Raw genomic sequence first — 22,348 nt, forward strand, 5'->3', positions numbered from 1 at the left:
TTTTAATGCCCAATTGTTTGTTGAAGACCACCTGGTTTATTGTAGAGTGCGAGGCGGTTCACAAGCGTTTCACACGCTTCGCTTAAACCGATGACTTCCGCTTCCATGCCGTTTTGATGCATCTTCATCACGACACGGTCAATCGCATGTACACCTGTTTCATCTTTAATACGCGCTTTCGCTAAGTTAATGTGTACTTTTTTCACCTTATCATCGTAGTGAAACGCACGAACAAAATCGTTTGCCGAGGCGAAAAAGAGCGTTCCTTCGACATCGTATATTATCATATCACCTTTCATCGTTTTTGTTACCTTTACTTTAGACATATTTGCCACAAAAAATAGAGCACTTAAAACGATGCCGGCAATGACACCGATCGCTAAATTATGCGTGATTACCACTGTGGCAACAGTAACGATCATGACAAAAGCATCCGCCTTTGGTACTTTAGCGAGTCGTTGTATCGAACCCCAGTCAAACGTGCTAATTGATACCATAATCATCACTGCAACGAGTGCCGCGAGTGGAATGGTAACAACAAGGCGGTTAAACAGAACAATAAGCACCATTAAAAATACACCTGCAACAAGAGAGGAAAGACGCCCCCGTCCACCTGATTTCACGTTAATAACCGATTGCCCAATCATCGCACATCCTGCCATGCCTCCAAAGAAACCTGCCACAATATTAGCCATTCCTTGTCCGCGTGATTCTTTATTTTTATCGCTTTCTGTATCCGTCAAATCGTCAACAATTTGTGCTGTTAAAAGCGATTCAATTAATCCAACAAGTGCAAGCGATAAGGAATACGGGAAAATGATCATAAACGTTTCAAGCGTTAATGGGACATTCGGGATAAAAAAGCTTGGCAACGTTGCCGAAATTTCTCCCATGTCTCCAACCGTGCGCACATCTAATTTAGCCACCAAAGCAATCGCTGTAATAACGACGATGGCAACTAACGGAGACGGGATCGCTGTTGTTATACGTGGGAATACGTAAATAATAACGAGCCCAAGCGCAACAAGCGCATACATGATCCAAGATTCCCCTTTGAAATGTGGTAATTGCGCAGCAAAAATTAAAATAGCAAGTGCATTAACGAAGCCAATCATAACTGGACGCGGAATAAATTTTAATAGATTTCCGACTTGTAAAATTCCTAAACCGATTTGAATGATACCCGTTAAAATTGTTGCAGCAATCATATATTGAACACCATGTTCTGCGACTAAATTGACGAGAACAAGGGCCATCGCCCCCGTCGCAGCTGAAATCATCCCTGGTCTTCCGCCAACAAAGGCGACGACGACCGCAATACAAAAGGAAGCGTATAAACCTACCATTGGATCAACACCTGCAATAATTGAAAACGCAATTGCTTCCGGAATTAATGCAAGCGCAACAACAAGCCCAGCAAGCACATCTCCTTTAATATTTCCAAACCATTCTTCTTTCCAATGTTTAAACATAAAACCCCTCTTTCTTTACTTATATTGCTTCTTCCGTTAAGAAGTTCTCCCGTACGCAACAAAGCCGATTATACATAACACTGTCTATCTTCTCAACCTTTTCTAATGGCTCAAAAACAGCTACACATGCATACATACCAAAAAAGAAAGCGATACCAAATTTTTTTTTGAAAAAGCTTTCATAAAGCGATATAATGAACAAAAACAGTTGCGAGGTCGAAACCATGAAAAATATTTTGCTTGCATCAGATGGCTCTGAGCATGCTTTACGTGCTACAAAAAAAGCGATTGAACTTTGTTCATACGTTAAAGAAGCAGTGATTACCGTTATATATGTGGTGGACCCATCAACCGCAAAAACAGATGTACTACTAGAAGGAGATGTGGAAGAACGGGAGACGATGCGTAAAAAACGTTTAGCTCCAACGGAGATGTTGTTGAAAGAAGCGAATATCCCGTATGAGATTCGTATATTAAGAGGGGAGCCGGGGCCAGCTATCGTCGGGTTCGCAAATACTCATCCTTTTGACCTCGTCGTTGTTGGTAGCCGTGGATTAAACACGTTACAAGAAATGGTGTTGGGGAGCGTCAGTCATAAAGTGGCCAAACGCGTAGAAGCCCCTGTATTAATTGTAAAGTAAAAAGTTCGGCGAGCGCCGAACTTTTTTACTAATTTTTCTTTATGACCGAACGTGTTAGCCATATGACTCCGAAAACGAATAATCCAATTATTCCAAGCATGACGAGTTGAAAAACCATGTCCCCAATGTACATAAAATCAACTCCTTTTCTTTCCATTATACATTATTTTTCATATACGAGCCATGTCGGTTGATTAATTTTCGCTGACAAATTTACAATCTTTGTTTTTACGCGACTTGCTTCTTTTCCCTGAAGCGGAATCGGTTGATAGTTGTTTCGTGTCGTCACAGACGAGATGCGGAATGGGATAATGCGAATTGTTGTTTTTGGTTGTTTTATGCCGCTAGCAAAATAAAACGTTTGTTGATAAACGAACGTATCTTTATCGCTCGGATTTTTGTTGCCCCCAAACATAAAGTTTCCTAAGCTATAAACAATCATTTTTCCTTTATATTGTTCAATTCCTTGGATAACATGCGGATGATGACCAACGACAAGATCTGCTCCGCTATCGATCGCAAACCTTCCTAACGATTTTTGTGTGCCGTTTGGTACATAGCTTCGTTCTTCACCCCAATGAAAATGAACGAGAATGATTTGTGCTCCTTGCTTTTGTAGTGAACGTATGTCGTTTGCGATTTGCTTTCGTACCGCTGTCGTATCGCTCCATCCTTTATAACCGAGTGTGCCAATTTTCACTCCTTTTACTGTTTTTACAAGTGGTATCCCATTTCCAAAATAACCGATATTTGCTCGTTTTAACGTTGCGATCGTGTCTGTATATCCCTTTTGTCCATAGTCGAACGTATGATTATTGGCAAGATTCACCCCTTCAATGCTTGCATTCGTTAAAATATTGACATACGATGGATCACCTCGAAAGCGAAACTTCTTCTCGGCTTTTTGCGTGGCTGTTGTTAACGTTGTTTCCAAATTAACTGTTGTAAAATCATCTTGTTTAAAAATGGGCCCGATGTATTTAGTAAAAAAAGAAAGACCGTTTTTTTTCGCTTCATGATCAAACGAATATGTATAACCATAGTTTTCATCGCGACCAAGCGTCACATCGCCAGCAACACTTAATGTGATGCTCGTTTCCTCTTGCGCCCAAACAGGATGGGCGAATAAAAACAAACAAATACATAAATACATACATATGCTTCTCATCTTTCTCCACTCCCCTTTTGTGTATATCATTCTTTTTCTACACATGGGTTACAAATCCTTTTTTTATTTTATTTGTTGATTATTTAGAACATAGTTTTATAAAAATATATAAAAAAGGATCGTAGATGTTGTTGTGATTGCTATGCCGATGAGCGTTTCGTATGGAAGCAATGTGAGCCTTTCTTTCGTTGACATATGTACACTGGCTGCAGTGATATGAAAAAAGCTACCGTGCGGTAAATGATCGAGCACTGTTGCGCCCGCATGTACCATGGCCGCTCCGGCAAGCGATGAAACACCAGCTTCAATTAACGCTTCTCCAAACACGTGGCTCGCGATAGCTGTGCCTGCTGTTGTTGAGGCGGTAACACCTGATAATAGTGCACCGGCAAGAGGGGCGATCACATATGGAGAAAAACCAAACGACTCAAGCGTATGCATAAACGTTCGATGTAACGGTGAATTTGCAATCACACCTGCTAACGTTCCGGTGCCAACAAGCATAAGAACAACGCCGCTCATTTTTTCCATCCCCACACGTAAAAAGACGTTTAGCTCACTCATTTTATTCATAGCCATTACGCCAATTAACGCGCCGGCCGGTAAAGCAATAAGCGGATCAATTGACACCCCTAAAATCGGACGAGACAATAAAAGAATGATCGCCACACTAGGAGCGACGATCGCCTTTTGCCACGGCGGTGTTTCTTTTTCAACTGTTTCAATGTCTGTCATATGTTTGGCATCGATTCGCCACCGTTTTGCGAGCTGATACGTAACAAAAAGACCAACGACAGCCGGCACGATACCTGCCATCATGAGTGAAGATAGTGGGACATAAAATGCTTCTGCTGCGGCAATTGTGTTCGGATTAGGAGAAATGATATTTCCTGCTTTTCCCCCGCCAATTAATGCGAGCAATATCGCAAAACGTGACATGTGAAGTCGATGTGCTAGCGCAAGTGCAACAGGTGCAATCGTCATAATAGCGACATCAACAAATACCCCACATGCTGTTAATACCATCGCCGCAAAACATAGCGAAAATAACGCATATTTTTCTCCGCATGTTCGCACAAGTTTTTCCGCAATAGCCACAGCTGCCCCAGACTGCATCAATACACCAGCAAGCACACCCGCAGCTAAAACGCGCAAAACAGACGGAGTCATTTCTTTCGCCCCGTCCATCATGAGGCGAACCGCTTCATCGACGGAAGCTCCACCGAATAAAGCACCAATAAACGCCCCGCACATCATTCCGTACCCTACTGGAACGTTTCGTAAAATAAGAACAACGGCTAACAAAAAAGCGACGATTGCTCCAAATATGCTCACTTTCATTCCTCCAAACATATCATTTATAAATGTTAACGACTTTTTTTGTAAATATATCATAAAACAATATCAATGATGTGTAAAAAATTCTAAAAAATACATATATACGTATTGCTACACATATATGATTGTAGTATTTTTGTAATAGTCTTTTTGTCGGAGGTGACATATGTATTGTCAAGTGTAACAGGACGTTTTTTATTCATTTCTATTGGAACAGGCATTGTAATGGGACTCACTTTTCCGATCGTTGCTAGCTTCTTCACAGTATATAAACATCCGTCATACGCTACATATTTTACACTTCTTTGTGTCGGGGCAGGTATCATCGTCGGACTAATTAGTTTTTTTGTCGGAAAAGTGACATTCATTCGAGCAATGAAAGAGATGAACAAACAGTTCGAAACCATTGTACAACGCGGAGACTTAACATCTCGACTCAGCTTAAAAAGCAATGACGAAATCGGGCGCATCGTTGCCAACTTTAACGTTGTATTAGATACTCTCGCCACGATGATTTGGCGCATCCACCACGAAGCCCATGAGCTTGATGGAATCGTTTCCACTGTCTATCAAGATATTCGCCAGTTAAGTAAACACCTTGAACATATTTCATTAGCGACGAAAAATGTGTCTGGAAATGTTGATGAGACCGCTGCGTTTGCTGAGCAAATGTCCGCCACATCAAAAGAGATTGAGCACGCTGTTCAACAAATGGTCCGGAAAATGAAAGAGGGAGAACAAAATGCTTCATCGATTCGCCAACAAGCTGTGAACATCCATCACATCGTAACAACATCATCAAAAAAATCAAGCGATCTGTTGGCAGAAACAAAAAAAAGATTGGAAAAAGCAATCGAAGCTTCACATGTCGTAACAGATATTGAGCTATTCACAAATACAATTATGAATATCGCAAAACAAACAAATTTATTAGCACTCAATGCTTCAATTGAAGCTTCTCGTGTTGGAGAAGAAGGGAAAGGTTTTGCTGTCGTTGCAGAAGAGATTCGTAAATTAGCAGAACAATCACAACAAGCGGTTGAAAATATTCAACATGTTGCCAAACAGTTGACGTCTGCTGTAGAGCAATTATCAACGAGCGCTTCAGCCGTAGTATTATATGTTTCAACAGACGTCCAACGTGATTACGAGCAAATGAAAAATGTTACAAAACAATATGAACAAACAGCTTCGTTCATTGAAAATATTGTTGCTCAATTTAACAACACAGCAGGCGAACTTAGTCGCGCGTTACATGAAATGATTACTTCCATTCATGAAGTATCTACAGCTACTGCTAATAGTGCACAAGAAGTAAATGACTTGTCGAACCGATTAGTTGAAACAAATGAAATTGTCGGGCAAATCGCGACATCTGCTGGAAAATCAGAACATATTTCAAATGAAATGAAGCGAGCGATTCGACAATTTTCCACGTAAGAAAAAGGTGTCCAAACTGGACACCTTTTTCTTATGATGAAATGGTACGTTTAAACGTATCAAATTGCTCTGTAACATGTTTCTCTGGTGTAGCTGTCAATACGCTGACGACGACGATAGCAATGAGGCTTGCGATAAAGCCTGGTACCATTTCGTACATCACGCTTGCATACGGAGAGTTCGCCCAAACGATGACTGTCGTTGCACCTGCAATCATCCCTGCAAGCGCTCCCCATTTTGTCATACGACGCCAATATAAGCTTAATATAATGACAGGACCGAACGAGGCGCCAAATCCAGCCCAGGCATAACCAACAAGATTTAAAATCGTATTGTTTTGCTCATATGCTAGTATTAAAGCAACAATAGCAACAAGCAACACCGATAAACGACCGACAAATACAAGCTCTTTATCGGATGCTGAGCGACGGAATAAAATTTTATATAAATCTTCCGTTAGCGAGCTTGATGTCACAAGTAATTGCGATGAAATTGTGCTCATGATTGCCGCTAAAATGGCTGCAAGTAAAAATCCTGTAATAAGTGGGTGGAATAAAATTTCACCAAGCTTAATAAATACCGTTTCTGGATCTTCTAACGTCATACCTGCTTGTTTAAAGTAAGCGATTCCAAAAAGACCTGTTAACATCGCGCCGACAGACGAAAAGATCATCCATCCCATCCCGATACGACGCGCTTGTTTCATCTCTTTCACCGATGAAATCGCCATAAAGCGAACGATAATGTGCGGCTGTCCGAAATAACCAAGTCCCCACGCAAATAAGGAAATGATACCGATGACGCTTGTCCCTTTAAACAAATCGAGCAAATTCGGATCGATGTCGCGAATCGTTGTTGTTGTCTCTGTTAATCCTCCTGTATGCATAAGCGTCACAACCGGGACGAGAATAAGTGCAATAAACATGATGAGACCTTGTACAAAATCTGTCCAACTAACCGCTAAAAATCCCCCAAATAACGTGTATGCCACGACAACGCCCGCGACAATCCATAGCCCTGTGTGATAATCTGTACCGAACGAGTTTTTAAACATGACCCCGCCAGAGACGAGACCAGAAGAAACGTAAAACGTAAAGAAAATCATAATAACGAATCCGGAAACGAGACGCAATAGCTTCGATGTATCACCAAAACGATTTTCTAAAAATGACGGGATGGTGATTGAATCGTTTGCCACTTCTGTATATACCCGTAAGCGTGGCGCAACGTATAGCCAGTTCGCATATGCGCCAAGGGCTAATCCGATGACAATCCATGAAGCGCTTAACCCTTGCGCATACATCGCACCAGGTAAACCGAGAAGCAACCAACCGCTCATGTCGGATGCCCCCGCGCTTAACGCTGTCACCGCTGGTCCGAGCGTTCGTCCACCTAACATATAGTCAGACAAGTTGGACGTTCGTTTATACGCCCAATATCCGATGAGCAACATCCCAATTAAATACGTCACAACTGATGCAATAACCAAAGTAATCTCCCCTTCCCTTGTTGTCGATAAAACCCCTTTGTAGCTATCATTATACTAAAATATGTTCACAATTTGTACAAAAAATTATTTTCCAAAAAAGCCTTTTAATGCGAACGCAACGTTTTGTGGACGTTCTGCTAGCCGACGCATAAAATAACCGAACCAATCATTTCCGAACGGAACGTATACACGCATCGTATATCCTTCTTTTGCTAACTGTTGTTGCATATCTGTCCGAAAACCATACAACATTTGAAACTCAAATTGATTACGCGAAATATTATTTTCTTCTGCAAATTTTTTTACTTTTTCAATAATATGATGGTCGTGTGTAGCAATTGCTGTATAACTTCCGCTTAATAAATGAAGTCGAATAATATTCATATAGTTTTCATCAATTTGTTGTTTATCTTGAAACGCCACTTCTGGCGACTCTTTATACGCCCCCTTCACTAAACGAAGCGATACCCCTTTTAAATCTTTCACATCTTGCTCCGCGCGGTACAAATAGGCTTGAATGACCGTTCCGACGTTGTCGTATGTGCGGCGAAGTTCATGTAATAAATCGAGCGTCGCTTGGCAATGTCCTGAATCTTCCATATCGATACGCACAAAATTGTTGTACTGTTTTGCCGTTTCAACAATTTGACGCATATTGTTTAAACAAAAATCAAAATCAATATCGAGCCCAAGTTGTGTCAACTTGACAGATAGATTGCTATGGACGCCTGCGCGATAAATCGCTTCTAACGTGCGAATATTATATTGTGTCGCTTCAAGGGCTTCTTCGCGACTTGAAACAAACTCTCCTAAATGATCAAGTGTACAAACAAGCCCTTTTTCGTTCAGTTCACGCACCTTTTTGATAGCGCTTTCAATCGTCTCCCCTGCAACGACTTGGGAAGCTCCGAAACGGAGCCCCCATTTTTTTGCAGCTTGATTTAGCACTTTACTTTGCGAAGCGTATAGAAAGATATTTTTTGATAGTTGTGCGAGCATGTTGTTCACCTCTTTTAAATGTTAAAACATTTCGCTAACCGTTTTTGCTTGCATGTGTAACAATAAATAGTCTGGGCCGCCTGCTTTTGAGTCTGTTCCTGACATATTAAAACCGCCAAACGGATGATAACCGACAATCGCTCCCGTGCAACCGCGATTAAAGTATAAATTTCCAACATGAAACTGTTCACGTGCTTTTTCTAAATGACCTCGATTGTTTGAAATGACTGCACCGGTTAATCCATAATCTGTGTTGTTGGCTACTTCGAGCGCTTCATCAAACGTTTTTACTTTCGTAAAGGCAACAACTGGTCCAAAAATTTCTTCTTGCATAATGCGTGCGGTAGGGGAGACGTCGGCAAAAATTGTCGGTTCGATAAAAAATCCTTGTGAATCGTCTCCTTTCCCACCTGTCATGAGCTTTCCTTCTTGTTTTCCAACTTCGATGTAGCCCATAATTTTATCGTACGATACTTTATCAATGACCGGACCCATAAATGTGCTTTGCTCTTTTGGATTGCCAACTTTTAATTGTTTTGTTAGCTCGACAACACGCGCAAGCACTTCGTCGTATACATCTTCAAGCACGATCGCTCGCGAGCATGCGGAGCATTTTTGTCCTGAAAAACCGAATGCAGAAGCGACAATGGACTGCGCTGCTAATTCAAGGTCAGCATCCTTGTCAACGATAATCGCATCTTTTCCGCCCATTTCGGCAATGACACGCTTCAACCATTTTTGACCAGGTTGAACGATCGCTGCCCGCTCGTAAATGCGGCAACCAACGGCGCGCGATCCCGTAAACGAAATAAAGCGCGTTTGCGGATGTTCAACGACATATTCTCCTACTTCTGCTTCCCCACCCGGCAAATAATTTAATACCCCTTCTGGCAGACCGGCTTCTTCCATAAGCTCAACAAATTTTGCAGCGACAATTGGCGCACGATCAGATGGTCGTAAAATAACTGTGTTTCCTGTCACAATGGCAGCCACTGTCGTTCCAGCCATAATCGCAAGCGGGAAGTTAAATGGCGAAATAATTAAACCGACGCCAAGCGGTACATAAAAAAAGCGGTTTGTTTCTCCCGGTCGGCTCAATACGGGCACACCTTCTGAAAGAGAAATCATTTGCCGAGCATAATACTCTAAAAAGTCAATTGCTTCTGCGGTATCGGCATCTGCTTCTTTCCACGGCTTACCGACTTCCTTCACTAGCCATGCTGAAAATTCATGTTTTCTTCTTCTTAATATAGCTGCGGCACGAAGTAACACATCGGCACGCGCCTGTGGTGACACGCGCTTCCACGTTTCAAACGCAGAAAGTGCAGCAGACATCGCTTCATCAGCAAGCGCTTTCGTCGCTTTCGACACAACGCCAACAACTTGTCGTTTATTCGCTGGATTCGTCGACACCACTTTTTCTTCGGTGACGACCCGTCTTCCCCCGATGATAAGCGGATATTCTTGTCCAAGTTGTGTTTCAACATAAGCAAGCGCTTCACGAAACGCTTCTGCTTCATGTTCAAGCGTAAAGTTTGTAAATGGTTCATGTTTGTATGGTACTGTCACATGCATCGATCCTTTCACGAATTTGTCACATATTCTACGATTCATTATAATTTATACTTTCTGAAAATTGTTTGTCGTTTACATATAATCATTTCTACTTATTTTTGTTGTTCATCCACAACATCTTCCTTATATTTGTATAAAAGGAGATCAATGTACAACATCATTCGTTGCTCAAAATCATGAAGCGGTAGATTCGTAATTGCCTGCATGCGTTTTAGTCGATAATGCAACGTGTTGGGATGAATGTATAAACTTTCGGCTGTTTGCTTTATATTGCAGTCATGTTGAATGTATGCACGAAGCGTGTGCAAAAAGTCCGTCCCATGTTGTTCATCGTGCTTTTTTAGTTTTGTTAATGCTTCGTTTTTATAGCGACGTTGCTTATATTGTTCGTATATGAATGGAATGATGCGATAAATCCCTAAATCACCGTAAGCATGTGGTAAATACTCATCCATATGTCTTTTTAAATGAATAACTTCCATCGCTTCTTTGTAGCTATCACGCAACCGTTGCAAACCGTTATACTCATTGCCGATTCCAACAATAACGTCACGATCCATCTCACACCGAAAGTCTTGTTGTAATTTTGTAATTATCATTTTTACCACATCAATCGGTCGTTGTGTTGGCGTCCCCCCCACAATAAGTAAAAATGGATGATGATGTTCGATAAAAAAAGTCGGGACATGCGTTGTTCTTGTTATAAACGTCACGTATTGACGAATGTCATCTTTCTTTTCATTCTTCTGAACATATAGAGCGGAAACAGCAAATGACGAAGGGAGCGTCACACCAAGTAGCTGGGCTTCCATTTGAACATCACGCTCACTTATGTCACGATATTGAATAAAACGGAGAAAAAGGTCGTTGATTTCTTCTTGACGTTTATAACGTTTTCCTATTTGTTCATGTAACATATGTGCCGCTTCTTTTGCTACGTCTTCGATTCGTTTTCGCTGTTCCTCTGTCAAATCGTGAAACGACGCCTGCACCCAAAGATAGCCATACACTTTCCCTCCGTGTTTTAAACAAACGACCGCGCGAGCACCAAGATCAATATCGGGAAGTGGAGGGATGCTAACAACTCCGTCTGCCTGTTCAATTTTTTTCATCCATCCATGCTCGTGTAAATATTGAAAGACGTGGGCAGACGCTCTTTTACTTAAAATCGTGCGCATGCGTACTTCGTCCGTTTGATCATGATGGCCGCTATATGCAAGCAATTCAAAATCACGTGATTCAATCGTTACCGGACGCTGCAATTCAAAAAATAATTGATCAACTAATTTATGCAATGAAATCCCCTCCTTGCTTTTATTATGCGCGATCAAAGACGTGAAAAAAAGACTTCGGGACACCCCGAAGTCTTTTGCCATTAACGTTTTCCTTTTACATAAGGCGTACCGAGCGCTTTTGGCGCATCTGCTCGTCCGATAAAGCCAGTTAGCGCTAAAATCGTTAAGGCATACGGTAAAATGAGCAAATAAACAGTCGGTACGTTTTTCAAAAACGGAATCGCTTGCCCAACGATACTTAAACTTTGTGCAAATCCAAAGAAAAGGGCCGCTCCCATCGCACCAAGCGGATGCCATTTTCCGAAAATCATCGCAGCAAGCGCCATAAATCCTTGACCAGAAATTGTCGCATGGCTAAAATCACGTGAAATGATTGTTGCATAAATGGAACCGCCAATTCCAGCGAGTGCACCACTTAACATCACCGCGATGTAACGCATTTTTGCTACGTTAATTCCCATTGTATCCGCCGCCATCGGATGTTCTCCAACCGCACGAAGACGAAGCCCAAACGGCGTTTTGTAAATGACGTACCATACAACAAACGCGAGTACAATCGCTAAATAAGATGGCAAATATCCGTTTGAGAATAAAATCGGACCGATGACTGGAATTTTGCTTAAAATCGGAATATCGATTTTATCGAACCCAACTTGCACTTGGTCTGTTTGGCCTTTCCCATACCACATTTTTACAAGAAACAACGATAATCCTAACGCTAAAAAGTTGATAGCTACCCCACTAACGACTTGATCAGCGCGAAGCGAGATGGCTGCTACCGCATGCATAAGCGAGAAAATAGACGCAACAACCATCGCCACAAGCATAGCAAGCCATGGTGTTAATTGTCCGAATTGATCGGCAAATGTTAAGTTAAACACTACACCAGTAAACGCGCCGATGACCATTAACCCTTCTAATCCGATATTTACAACACCGGAGCGTTCACTAAATACGCCACCAAGCGCCGTAAAAATGAGCGGTGCCGCAAAAAAAATCGCGGAAGGAATAATAATTTCAAGGATGTTCAACATTTATTTTCCCTCCTTTTTGAAGCGCGTAAGCACAAGACGAATTAAGTAGCTTGAAGCCACGAAGAAAATAATTAACGCAATGACAATATCAACAAGCTCTGTCGGCACATCGGCTGCTGATGGCATTTCAAGCGCTCCGACTTTTAAAGCCCCAAAGAGGACGGCTGCTAAAATAATTCCAAATGCATGATTTCCGCCAAGAAGAGCGACCGCGATTCCATCAAATCCGACTCCGGTAAACCCAGCTTTGACAGAGACGTTTTCAAACGTTCCTAATCCTTCCATCGCCCCAGCGATACCTGCGAATGCCCCTGAAATAACCATCGCTAATATAATATTACGATTGACGTTCATACCCGCATAATGCGATGCATGTTGGTTAAAACCGACGGCACGAAGTTCATACCCTGTCGTTGTTTTCTCAAGCAAAAACCACATGACGACAGCCGCAATTAACGAAATAATAATGCCGTAATGAAGCGTAGAGTAATCTGTCAACGATTGTAAAAACTCTGAACGTAACGATGCTGACGGATGAATTTTTTCTGATTTAAATCCTTGATCAGATAAAACAGAACGAATGACCGCATTCGATACGTATAGCGCAATATAGTTCATCATAATTGTGACGATAACTTCATGAACACGGAAACGTGCTTTTAAAAAGCCTGGAATGAATCCCCAAAGTGCCCCAGCTGCTCCGGCTGCAATGATTGCGAGCGGCAAATGAATGACTTTTGGTAGTTCAAACGCCACACCAACCCAAACAGCAGCTAGCCAACCAACAATAAGCTGTCCTTCTACACCGATATTAAATAGCCCTGTGCGAAAAGCGAACGCAACAGCTAAACCTGCTAAAATATACGGCGTAACTTGACGAATCGTTTCTCCAATGTAATATCGATCACCAAAAGCGCCGTACAATAAAGCAGAATACCCGGCAATTGGGTCATATCCACTAACAATCATGACAATTGCACCAGCGATAATTCCAAGAATAACCGCAAAAACAGGGACGAGAATATTCGTTAAACGATTTTCACTCATGATGATACACCTGCTTCCTTCCGTTTGCTTCCTGCCATCAATAAGCCGAGCTCTTGTTCTGTCGTTTCTTTCGGATCGACAATGGCAACAATTTTTCCTTCATAAATGACAGCAATGCGATCGCTGACATTCATAATTTCATCTAATTCAAACGAAACGAGCAACACCGCTTTTCCTTTATCACGTTGTTCGATAAGACGTTTGTGAATGAACTCAATCGCCCCAACGTCGAGCCCGCGTGTCGGTTGCGCTGCAATGAGTAGATCCGGATCGCGATCTACTTCGCGCCCGATAATCGCTTTTTGTTGGTTTCCTCCTGATAAAGCTCGCGCCTTTGTATATTCATCAGGCGTACGAACGTCGAACTCTTGAATAAGCTGACGCGCTTTATCGTAAATGGCTTTAAAGTTCAAAATACCGCGTTTTGAATATGGTTCCTTATAGTATGTTTGGAGTACCATATTTTCTCCGATTGGGAAGTCGAGCACGAGACCATGTTTATGACGGTCTTGTGGAATGTGTCCTACACCTGTTTCTGTAATTTGACGCGGTGTTAAATTGCGAATTTCTTTACCATTTAAACGAATGGAGCCTGACTCTGATTTAATTAAGCCTGTGATCGCTTCAATAAGCTCCGTCTGTCCATTTCCGTCTACCCCTGCAATGCCGACAATTTCTCCTGCATGTACCGTTAAATTTAAATGATCAACAGCGGTAATTCCGCGTGAATCTTTCACGACTAAATTTTCAATTTCAAGAACAGGTTTTCCGACTTTCGGTGGTTGTTTTTCTGTTTTGAAATGCACTTCACGTCCAACCATTAATGAAGCGAGTTCGTTCGGATTTGTTTCCGATACATTCAATGTGCCAATGCCTTTTCCGCGACGAATAACGGTGACGCGGTCACAAACTTCCATAATTTCTTTTAATTTGTGCGTAATTAAAATAATGGATTTTCCTTCGCGTACAAGCGCTTTCATAATTTGGATAAGTTCTTGGATTTCTTGTGGTGTTAACACAGCTGTCGGTTCGTCAAAAATTAAAATATCTGCTCCGCGATATAACGTTTTTAAAATTTCTACACGTTGTTGCATACCGACAGAAATGTCAGCGATTTTCGCTTTCGGATCAACTGCTAAACCATAACGTTCAGAAAGCTCGCGCACTTCTTTTTCTGCCTTTTCAATGTCAATTTGTCCGCCTTTTGTCGGCTCACTTCCTAAAATAATGTTTTCTGTTACCGTAAACGTATCAACAAGCATAAAATGTTGGTGTACCATCCCAATCCCTAAGTCGTTGGCAACGTTCGGGTTTGCAATATTTACTTTTTTCCCTTTGACACGAATTTCCCCGCCATCCGGTTGATATAAACCGAATAACACGTTCATTAATGTTGATTTTCCTGCACCGTTTTCACCTAATAGCGCATGAATTTCTCCTTTTTTCAGTTGCAACGTAATGTTATCATTCGCCACAAAATTCCCAAAAACTTTGCGGATGTTCAGCATCTCAATTACGTATTCCAAACGTGATCCACTCCTTATATGAGCATGGTTTACATCACTAAATGAAAAGCTGCAACATGTTGCAACTTTTCATTTAGTGGTTCTCCGAAGGACTTCCCTTCGGAGAACAAGAAATTATAGAGAAGCTTCAAATTGTTTATATTCGTCGCGAGTTGTAGGTACTTTTACTTCGCCGTTAATAATTTTTTGTTTCCACTCATCAACTTTTTTCAACACGTCTTCAGGAACATTGTTTTTTGTTGTTGGCGCAATACCTACCCCATCTTCTTTTAAGCCGTATTCAACTGCTTGACCGCCTGGGAAGTTGCCATCTTTCGTTTTTGTCGCTAAGTCATATACAGCAACGTCAACACGTTTCACCATAGATGTTAATGTTACACTTTTATCTGTTCCAGGTACTTTTCCTTCTTCATATTGGTCGCGGTCAACACCGATGACCCAAATTTCTTTGTTTGGATCTTGTTTTTTCAAGTCAATCGCTTCAGAGAATACACCGTTTCCTGTCGCACCAGCAGCATGATAAATCACGTCAATGCCAGAAGCGTACATACTCGAAGCAATGGCTTTTCCTTTATCCGCTTTGTCAAATGCACCTGCGTATTGCACTTCAACTGTTGCTTTCGGATTTACAGCCTTTACGCCAGCACGGAAACCGCTTTCGAATTTTTCAATTAATGGAATTTCCATACCACCAACGAAACCGATTTTATTTGTTTTTGTCATTAAACCTGCAACAACACCGACAAGGAATGAGCCTTCATGCTCTTTAAATGTAATGCTTGCAACGTTCGGTTTTTCAACAACGCTATCAACGATCGCAAATTTGTTATCTGGTTTTTGGTCTGCAATCTCTGTAATGGCATCTGTCATTAAGAAACCGATTCCGAAAATAAGATCAAAATCGTTACGTACAAGTTTATTTAAGTTTGTTGCATAATCCGCATCGCTTTGTGACTGTAAATAGTCATAGCCACCTTTTCCTTTTTTCAAGCCGTTTTCTTCACCAAATTTTTGCAAACCTTCCCATGCAGATTGGTTGAACGATTTGTCGTCAATTCCACCTACGTCTGTAACCATCGCTACGCTAAACTCAGACGCTTTTCCTTCTTCTTTTTTCGGCTCTTCTTTTGCTTGTCCGCAACCGCCAAGAAGCATGCCAGCAGTCAATAATAAAGACATCGACAATCCAAAACGTTTTTTCTTCATAAATCATTACCCCCTCAGTTTTAAAATATGGATGAGTAAAAAGTGAAATGTAAAATATCCTTCTCCCTCCAATGTCACCTCCTTAATAGGATAAGCACTTTTATAAGTTACACACGTTTCCGTAAAACGTGAAAGCTAAACTTATCTGATTTGAAATAGTCAATCGAGTATAAAATAGGTTCGTCATTTTCATCAAAATGCATTTGTTTTAAAACTAAAAGTGCTGTTTCTGGCTCACATTGCAAAATCGGTGACACTTTTTCATGATAACCGAGCGGTTCGATGTGGGTAACAGCATACGCGATATACCGATTCGCTTCATTATGTAATATTTCTAATAACGACTCATTTTCATAAGCAATTCCTTTAGGTAAATATTTACAAGGTACTTTATCAATGCAGTAAACGACCGGCTCGTTATTCGCAGTTCGCACCCGCTCAACAACAAGTAAATCTTCCTCTTTATGACATTGAAAGCGCTTTATATCATCTTCAGTCGGTTTCTGAATGGAAGAAGATAAAAAGATCGTTCCTGGTTTGCGTCCAGCTTGGCGAATCATCTCCGTCACGCTACTTAGCTGTTCAATACCTGACGTAAACATCGGCCGGGAACTCACAAATGTCCCAACACCGTGGCGGCGGATGATGACGTTTTCTTCTTCTAATACTCGTAATGCTTCACGCAACGTTGCTCGGCTAACTCCTAATTGTTTTGCTAATTCAAATTCAGAAGGAAGTTTTTCCTTTTCCTTGTATACCCCTTGCTCAATATCCTTTTTAATCCGATCAATGACTTGTAAATATAAGTGTCGATGATCTGTTTTAACAGACATTCACCATCCCCCACCTTAGATATCAGACATCTGATGTTAGACAAATTTCTTATTAATAATATAACATTTTTTCATCTATAAATAAATAGTGAATAAAAAAAATGTCGAAAAAAGTCGTAAGAAATAATATGTAAGCGATTGTAATAATATATCATTATTATGTCCCGTTTATACAAAAAAGAGGCTTATTTTTCAGCCTCTTTTACGACGTTTTTGCTTCATCATTTGACGATACGAGCACAGCGCGCGGTTTACTTCCTTCATAAGGTCCGACGATGCCACGCGCTTCCATTGCATCAATTAAGCGTGCAGCCCGGTTATAACCGATGCGGAATCGTCGTTGCAACATCGAAACGGATGCACTTTGCATGTCAATGACGAGCTGGACCGCTTCATCAAACAACTCATCATCGAACGCTTCTTGCGGTTCATCATCTTGCGCCATCATCGTTTCTTCGTATTGTGCTTTTTGTTGTGAAATGACGTATTGCACGATGTTTTCTACTTCTTGATCGGACACAAAAGCACCTTGCACGCGAACAGGTTTGGAAGCACCGACAGGTAAAAAGAGCATGTCACCACGCCCAAGTAATTTTTCAGCTCCTCCCATATCTAAAATCGTACGCGAATCGGTTTGTGACGATACGCTAAACGCGATGCGAGATGGAATGTTTGCCTTAATGACACCTGTAATCACATCGACGGATGGACGCTGTGTTGCGATAATTAAATGAATGCCTGCCGCACGTGCCATTTGGGCAAGACGGGTAATGGAATCTTCTACATCGCTTGAGGCAACCATCATTAAATCCGCGAGCTCATCAACAATGACAACAATATACGGCAACAGAGGTTGCTTCGTTTCCGCTGTTTCATTATGCCGCTCAATATATTCGTTATACCCTTCAATATTGCGCGTGCCTGTGTGCGAAAATAATTCATATCGTCGCTCCATTTCGCTCACTACTTTTTTTAATGCTTGAGACGCTTTTTTCGGATCGGTTACGACCGGAGAAAGCAGATGCGGAATACCATTATATACACTTAACTCCACCATTTTCGGATCAATCATCATCATTTTTACTTCATGAGGTTTCGTGCGCATGAGTAAACTAACAATAATGGCATTAATACATACACTTTTCCCGCTTCCTGTCGCTCCCGCAACAAGTAAATGTGGCATTTTATTCAGTTCAGCAAGCACCGCTTGTCCGGAGATGTCACGGCCAAGTCCAATTAACAGCTTTGCCTCTTTCTTATCTGCTTCTTTCGCCTCTAACACTTCACGTAAAGAAACCATCGCAATTTCCTCATTTGGCACTTCAATTCCGATCGCTGATTTTCCTGGAATCGGTGCTTCAATGCGAATATCTTTTGCCGCTAGGGCGAGTGCTAAATCGTCACTTAAACTAACAATTTTACTTACTTTCACACCAACATCTGGATACACTTCATATCTTGTGACAGCTGGTCCAATATGCACTTTTGTTACTTTTGCCTTTACACCAAAACTTTGGAACGTTTTTTCAAGTTTGCGAGCATTTTCATAAATACTTTCTTTTTCTCTCGATTGATCAACAGCCTTTGGTGGAGAAAGCAAGTCAACAGGCGGCAACGTATAATCTGTTTCATGTGTTTGCATAAATGCGATCGGGTGTTCTTTTTCAACCACTTCGTGAAAATTGGAAATGACAGGCCCTTCGACCATAGTTTCTTCCTCTTCTTCTTTGTCTTCCTTTTCTTCGAGTGCCGTCACTACTTCAATATGCGGTTGCTGTTGTTTTTCTTTTTTCGGACGATTCAAAAACGAACGAACATCAGCGATGACAGCCGTTGTTTGCGTCCGCATAAACGAAAGGAACCACTCTATTCCTTTGCCAGCTGTATCACGCAACGTTTTACCTGTGAGAAGCAACACACCAATGACTAGCAACAATGAAGCAATCCATTTTGTCCCTAATTGATCAAATAAATAGTAGCTTATCGTATACAGTAAAGCGCCAAGCATCCCACCGCCTAAATCAGAGAAAGAGCCACTTTCCCCACGCACATCTGCCCAAAATAATTCCCATGTTGTTCGAATAATGCTTGGATTTACTAATTTCCCATTGCGTGATAAAATGTGAAACAGCGTTTCATGGCTAAACAACAATAATGAAAAGATAATCAAATACAAACCGACAAGAATACGGTGAAAAAATGAAGGCCATGCACGCTTCCAAATGACATATAGCGACGTCAAAAGCGCCCCTAATAACGCAACGATATACCACTCGCCCATAAAAAAACGGGTAGCAAAAACGAGCGAACGTCCGACGGCTCCGACATTCGCCATCGCAATGACCGTACATGCTAACATCGTTAAACCGATTAACTCGAAGCGTAACGTTTTTTTCCATTGATCTTGTTTGTTTGTGCGACGCTTATTTTTCTTTCCCATTTCGCCCACTCCAACATGTAAGATGAAAAAGCAGCCAACAGAGAAGCGTGGCTGCTTGTTCTTATTATACCATAAATTGTAGTGATGTCGCATGAAGTTTTGTGCCTGGTTCATACGTCAAATAATGTTTTGGATCGCTACTTAATACACGCACAATTTCATACTCATTCGTTTCTGTTTGTTGCACAAGTAACGTCACTCCGTTACATTGAACGGTGCGGTGTTTTCTATACTCCGTTTCGTTTGTTTGAAAAACTAAAAACTCTGGAACGATGGTATGTAAAATCATTGTAACATTGCCCCTTTTTGATTAGAACGGTCAATAAGTTCTCGTAATTTATACATCGCCTGTGACAGTCCTCCGACTTCATCAATTAAACCGTACTTCACAGCATCTGTTCCTACCACATTCGTTCCGATATCACGCGTTAAATTGCCTTTAGAAAACATGAGTTCTTTAAATTTTTCTTCACTAATGTTTGAATGTTTCACAACAAAGTTCACGACGCGCTCTTGCATTTTATCTAAATACTCAAACGTTTGCGGCACGCCGATAACAAGACCTGTGAGGCGAATCGGGTGAATCGTCATCGTTGCCGTTTCTGCGATAAACGAATAGTCGCACGATACCGCAATCGGCACACCAATTGAATGGCCTCCACCGAGAACAATCGAAACAGTTGGTTTGGACATCGAGGCTAACATTTCTGCAATAGCTAACCCTGCTTCGACATCACCACCTACTGTATTTAATACGACGAGCAGTCCTTCAATATTAGGGTTTTGCTCGATGGCCACAATTTGTGGAATAATATGTTCGTACTTTGTCGTTTTATTTTGCGGCGGTAATTGAATGTGCCCTTCAATTTGCCCAACGATCGTTAAACAATGAATCGTTGAATCAGAAGAAAGTTGCGGAACATTCGTTTGGCCGAGCTGAACAATATTTTCTGCTGGAGACGGCTTCGTTTCCTCTTGAGATATATCTCGTTCTTCCATAACAATAACAATCCCCTTTCTGTTGCGTGATGTCGTTAGTATACGTGAACATCGACATGTTCATACAAAAAACACCTGCGTGTCGCAGGTGTTTTCTTGACTTTGAGCATGTTGTTTTATACTTCCATAATAATTGGTAAAATCATCGGTTTTCGTTTTGTTTTTTCAAATAAATATTGGCTAAGTGCATCACGAATGTTTGTTTTTAATGAAGACCATTCAATGACGTAGTCTTCCATACTCTTTTCTACAATCTCTTTCACAATTTTTACAGACTCCCCAAACAGCGTTTCCGATTCGCGCACATATACGAAACCGCGTGAAATCATTTCCGGGCCAGCAACGATCCGCTTATCTTGTTTACTTAACGTCACAACAACGATCATTATTCCATCTTGTGAAAGTAGGCGACGATCGCGCAACACAATATTCCCTACATCACCAATGCCCAATCCGTCAATTAAAATTTGGCCACTCGGTACTTTTCCACCGAAACGGGCGTAACCGTTACGAAATTCGATTACTTCTCCTTTTTCAATCAAAAAGATCGCATCTTGGCGAATGCCGACAGCTTGGGCGATTTTTCCATGCGCTTTTTGCATACGAAATTCTCCGTGCACCGGGATAAAATATTTTGGCTTCATAAAATTTAACATTAACTTTAATTCTTCCTGATATCCGTGTCCAGACACATGAACTTGGCGTTGTCCGTATACGACATTTGCTCCTGCACGATATAATGCATCAATCGTTCGAGCAATAAATAGTTCATGACCTGGCATTGGAGAAGAAGCAACGATGACCGTGTCCCCTTCTTTAATGTTGATATATTTATGTGCTTGTTTCGCCATGCGCGCTAGTGCTGCCATCGGTTCTCCTTGATTGCCTGTCGTTAAAATGACTAAGTCACGATCGTGGTAACGATCTACTTCACTCATCGAAATGATCATGTTTTCATCCAATTTCAAATATCCGAGACGCACCGCGATATCGATCACCTTATGCATATGACGGCTCATAATCACCACTTTTCGCCGATGATCACGAGCAGCGTGCAACACTTGTTGAATGCGCGTAATATTTGATGCAAAACAAGCAACGATCACACGACCTTGCGCATTGTAAATGACGTCGGAAATCTCTTGACCAACAACCGCTTCAGAACCTGTATATCCCGGCTTTTCTGCGTTTGTGCTATCTGATAATAAACAAAGTACACCTTTCGCCCCAATTTGTGCCATTTTACCGAAATCGGTACGGCATATGCCAACAGGCGTTTGATCAAATTTAAAATCGCTCGTATATACGATGGCACCTTGCGATGTTTGAATACTTACCCCTAGACAATCTGGAATGCTATGATTCGTTTGGAAAAATGATATGATAGCTTTTTCAAATACGATCTCGCTGTCAGCATGTATTTCGATGCGCTTCGCTTTCGATGTAATCCCTTGCTCTTTTAATTTTTCTTCCATGAGCGCAAGCGTCAATTTTGCCCCGTACACAGGTACAGTAATTTTTCGCAACACGTACGCAATAGCGCCAATATGATCGTCATGACCGTGCGTTAAGAAAATGCCACGAATACGTTCTTGTTGTTCAACTAAGTACGAAATATCAGGAATGACCATATCAATACCGAACATTTCGTCCTCCGGAAACATAAGACCTGCATCAAGGACGAAAATGTCTTCGTCGACCTCGACGACATACATATTTTTTCCTACCTCTCCAACACCGCCGAGGGCAAACACACGAATTTTCTCTGCTTGTTTCATCTTAAATCCTCCTACAGTCAACCAAACTCACCCGCTCAAAGTCACTTACATCCATTATAACTGATTCA

The 22,348-nt window shown here is 41.4% G+C and carries 19 protein-coding genes; 2 read left to right on the top strand and 17 right to left on the bottom strand.

Annotated elements, in window-relative coordinates; translation table 11 throughout:
* Nucleotides 1–2: 2 nt before the first annotated feature.
* A complete protein-coding gene (locus HNQ82_RS02605) occupies nucleotides 3–1,472 on the bottom strand; it encodes a SulP family inorganic anion transporter (RefSeq protein ID WP_183246941.1) in 1,470 nt (489 codons plus the stop codon).
* A 224-nt stretch (nucleotides 1,473–1,696) separates the two neighbouring features.
* Between HNQ82_RS02605 and HNQ82_RS02610 the strand changes: the two genes are divergently transcribed.
* A complete protein-coding gene (locus tag HNQ82_RS02610; protein WP_183246942.1) occupies nucleotides 1,697–2,113 on the top strand; it encodes a universal stress protein in 417 nt (138 codons plus the stop codon).
* 28 nt (nucleotides 2,114–2,141) lie between these two features.
* Here the strand turns inward: HNQ82_RS02610 and HNQ82_RS14655 are convergent, their stop codons facing one another.
* From HNQ82_RS14655 to HNQ82_RS02625, 3 genes are all read right to left on the bottom strand, one after another.
* Nucleotides 2,142–2,270, bottom strand: a complete 129-nt coding sequence (locus tag HNQ82_RS14655) for a DUF4083 family protein (RefSeq protein ID WP_183246943.1) — start codon at nucleotides 2,268–2,270, stop codon at nucleotides 2,142–2,144.
* Nucleotides 2,271–2,276: 6 nt separating this feature from the next.
* A complete protein-coding gene (locus HNQ82_RS02620) occupies nucleotides 2,277–3,266 on the bottom strand; it encodes a CapA family protein (RefSeq protein WP_425486234.1) in 990 nt (329 codons plus the stop codon).
* Between the two features lie 111 nt (nucleotides 3,267–3,377).
* Complete coding sequence (locus HNQ82_RS02625; protein ID WP_183246945.1) at nucleotides 3,378–4,622, bottom strand: GntP family permease; 1,245 nt, start codon at nucleotides 4,620–4,622, stop codon at nucleotides 3,378–3,380.
* Between the two features lie 168 nt (nucleotides 4,623–4,790).
* On the opposite strand from HNQ82_RS02625, the gene HNQ82_RS02630 reads away from it, so the two are divergent.
* Nucleotides 4,791–6,059, top strand: coding sequence for a methyl-accepting chemotaxis protein (locus HNQ82_RS02630; protein WP_183246946.1), 1,269 nt, complete (start codon nucleotides 4,791–4,793; stop codon nucleotides 6,057–6,059).
* Between the two features lie 31 nt (nucleotides 6,060–6,090).
* On the opposite strand, the gene putP is transcribed toward HNQ82_RS02630, so the two are convergent.
* The 13 genes from putP to HNQ82_RS02695 form a co-directional block, all read right to left on the bottom strand.
* Complete coding sequence (gene putP / locus HNQ82_RS02635; RefSeq protein WP_183246947.1) at nucleotides 6,091–7,548, bottom strand: sodium/proline symporter PutP; 1,458 nt, start codon at nucleotides 7,546–7,548, stop codon at nucleotides 6,091–6,093.
* 84 nt (nucleotides 7,549–7,632) lie between these two features.
* Nucleotides 7,633–8,547: a proline dehydrogenase family protein gene (locus HNQ82_RS02640; protein ID WP_183246950.1), complete on the bottom strand. Its 915-nt coding sequence runs from the start codon at nucleotides 8,545–8,547 to the stop codon at nucleotides 7,633–7,635.
* Between the two features lie 21 nt (nucleotides 8,548–8,568).
* Nucleotides 8,569–10,116 (bottom strand): L-glutamate gamma-semialdehyde dehydrogenase, encoded by a 1,548-nt coding sequence (gene pruA / locus HNQ82_RS02645; RefSeq protein ID WP_183246952.1) that lies wholly within the window; start codon nucleotides 10,114–10,116, stop codon nucleotides 8,569–8,571.
* Nucleotides 10,117–10,214: 98 nt separating this feature from the next.
* The gene (locus HNQ82_RS02650; protein ID WP_183246954.1) at nucleotides 10,215–11,417 is read right to left on the bottom strand and encodes a PucR family transcriptional regulator; all 1,203 of its coding nucleotides are present in this window, start codon (nucleotides 11,415–11,417) and stop codon (nucleotides 10,215–10,217) included.
* 80 nt (nucleotides 11,418–11,497) lie between these two features.
* Nucleotides 11,498–12,451: an ABC transporter permease gene (locus HNQ82_RS02655; RefSeq protein ID WP_055441098.1), complete on the bottom strand. Its 954-nt coding sequence runs from the start codon at nucleotides 12,449–12,451 to the stop codon at nucleotides 11,498–11,500.
* Entirely contained in the window at nucleotides 12,452–13,498 is a 1,047-nt protein-coding gene (locus tag HNQ82_RS02660; protein WP_183246956.1) for an ABC transporter permease, read from the bottom strand.
* A complete protein-coding gene (locus HNQ82_RS02665; RefSeq protein WP_055441100.1) occupies nucleotides 13,495–15,024 on the bottom strand; it encodes an ABC transporter ATP-binding protein in 1,530 nt (509 codons plus the stop codon). Before HNQ82_RS02665 ends, HNQ82_RS02660 begins: the two co-directional genes overlap by 4 nt.
* 114 nt (nucleotides 15,025–15,138) lie before the next feature.
* Nucleotides 15,139–16,230 carry a BMP family lipoprotein gene (locus tag HNQ82_RS02670; RefSeq protein ID WP_183246958.1) on the bottom strand — a complete coding sequence of 364 codons (1,092 nt, stop codon included), beginning with the start codon at nucleotides 16,228–16,230 and terminating at the stop codon, nucleotides 15,139–15,141.
* Between the two features lie 107 nt (nucleotides 16,231–16,337).
* Nucleotides 16,338–17,063 carry a GntR family transcriptional regulator gene (locus HNQ82_RS02675; RefSeq protein WP_183241460.1) on the bottom strand — a complete coding sequence of 242 codons (726 nt, stop codon included), beginning with the start codon at nucleotides 17,061–17,063 and terminating at the stop codon, nucleotides 16,338–16,340.
* A 202-nt stretch (nucleotides 17,064–17,265) separates the two neighbouring features.
* Nucleotides 17,266–19,503 carry a DNA translocase FtsK gene (locus tag HNQ82_RS02680; RefSeq protein ID WP_183246961.1) on the bottom strand — a complete coding sequence of 746 codons (2,238 nt, stop codon included), beginning with the start codon at nucleotides 19,501–19,503 and terminating at the stop codon, nucleotides 17,266–17,268.
* A gap of 64 nt (nucleotides 19,504–19,567) precedes the next feature.
* Nucleotides 19,568–19,792 carry a YlzJ-like family protein gene (locus HNQ82_RS02685; protein ID WP_183246963.1) on the bottom strand — a complete coding sequence of 75 codons (225 nt, stop codon included), beginning with the start codon at nucleotides 19,790–19,792 and terminating at the stop codon, nucleotides 19,568–19,570.
* The gene (locus HNQ82_RS02690) at nucleotides 19,789–20,502 is read right to left on the bottom strand and encodes a ClpP family protease (protein WP_183246965.1); all 714 of its coding nucleotides are present in this window, start codon (nucleotides 20,500–20,502) and stop codon (nucleotides 19,789–19,791) included. The genes HNQ82_RS02685 and HNQ82_RS02690 overlap by 4 nt, the downstream gene beginning before the upstream one ends.
* A 116-nt stretch (nucleotides 20,503–20,618) precedes the next feature.
* On the bottom strand, nucleotides 20,619–22,280 hold the full coding sequence (locus tag HNQ82_RS02695; protein WP_183246967.1) for a ribonuclease J: 1,662 nt from the start codon (nucleotides 22,278–22,280) through the stop codon (nucleotides 20,619–20,621).
* Nucleotides 22,281–22,348 lie beyond the last annotated feature (68 nt).

The sequence above is a fragment of the Anoxybacillus tengchongensis genome (assembly GCF_014201585.1).
Taxonomy (GTDB): Bacteria; Bacillota; Bacilli; order Bacillales; family Anoxybacillaceae; genus Anoxybacillus; species Anoxybacillus tengchongensis.

What these genes read in the sequence shown, in the direction of transcription:
- HNQ82_RS02605 (WP_183246941.1), bottom strand. Translation starts at nt 1,472, where the DNA reads ATGTTTAAACATTGGAAAGAAGAATGGTTTGGAAATATTAAAGGAGAT.
- HNQ82_RS02610 (WP_183246942.1), top strand. Translation starts at nt 1,697, where the DNA reads ATGAAAAATATTTTGCTTGCATCAGATGGCTCTGAGCATGCTTTACGT.
- HNQ82_RS14655 (WP_183246943.1), bottom strand. Translation starts at nt 2,270, where the DNA reads ATGGAAAGAAAAGGAGTTGATTTTATGTACATTGGGGACATGGTTTTT.
- HNQ82_RS02620 (WP_425486234.1), bottom strand. Translation starts at nt 3,266, where the DNA reads ATGTATTTATGTATTTGTTTGTTTTTATTCGCCCATCCTGTTTGGGCG.
- HNQ82_RS02625 (WP_183246945.1), bottom strand. Translation starts at nt 4,622, where the DNA reads ATGAAAGTGAGCATATTTGGAGCAATCGTCGCTTTTTTGTTAGCCGTT.
- HNQ82_RS02640 (WP_183246950.1), bottom strand. Translation starts at nt 8,547, where the DNA reads ATGCTCGCACAACTATCAAAAAATATCTTTCTATACGCTTCGCAAAGT.
- HNQ82_RS02655 (WP_055441098.1), bottom strand. Translation starts at nt 12,451, where the DNA reads ATGTTGAACATCCTTGAAATTATTATTCCTTCCGCGATTTTTTTTGCG.
- HNQ82_RS02660 (WP_183246956.1), bottom strand. Translation starts at nt 13,498, where the DNA reads ATGAGTGAAAATCGTTTAACGAATATTCTCGTCCCTGTTTTTGCGGTT.
- HNQ82_RS02670 (WP_183246958.1), bottom strand. Translation starts at nt 16,230, where the DNA reads ATGAAGAAAAAACGTTTTGGATTGTCGATGTCTTTATTATTGACTGCT.
- HNQ82_RS02675 (WP_183241460.1), bottom strand. Translation starts at nt 17,063, where the DNA reads ATGTCTGTTAAAACAGATCATCGACACTTATATTTACAAGTCATTGAT.
- HNQ82_RS02680 (WP_183246961.1), bottom strand. Translation starts at nt 19,503, where the DNA reads ATGGGAAAGAAAAATAAGCGTCGCACAAACAAACAAGATCAATGGAAA.
- HNQ82_RS02685 (WP_183246963.1), bottom strand. Translation starts at nt 19,792, where the DNA reads ATGATTTTACATACCATCGTTCCAGAGTTTTTAGTTTTTCAAACAAAC.
- HNQ82_RS02690 (WP_183246965.1), bottom strand. Translation starts at nt 20,502, where the DNA reads ATGGAAGAACGAGATATATCTCAAGAGGAAACGAAGCCGTCTCCAGCA.
- HNQ82_RS02695 (WP_183246967.1), bottom strand. Translation starts at nt 22,280, where the DNA reads ATGAAACAAGCAGAGAAAATTCGTGTGTTTGCCCTCGGCGGTGTTGGA.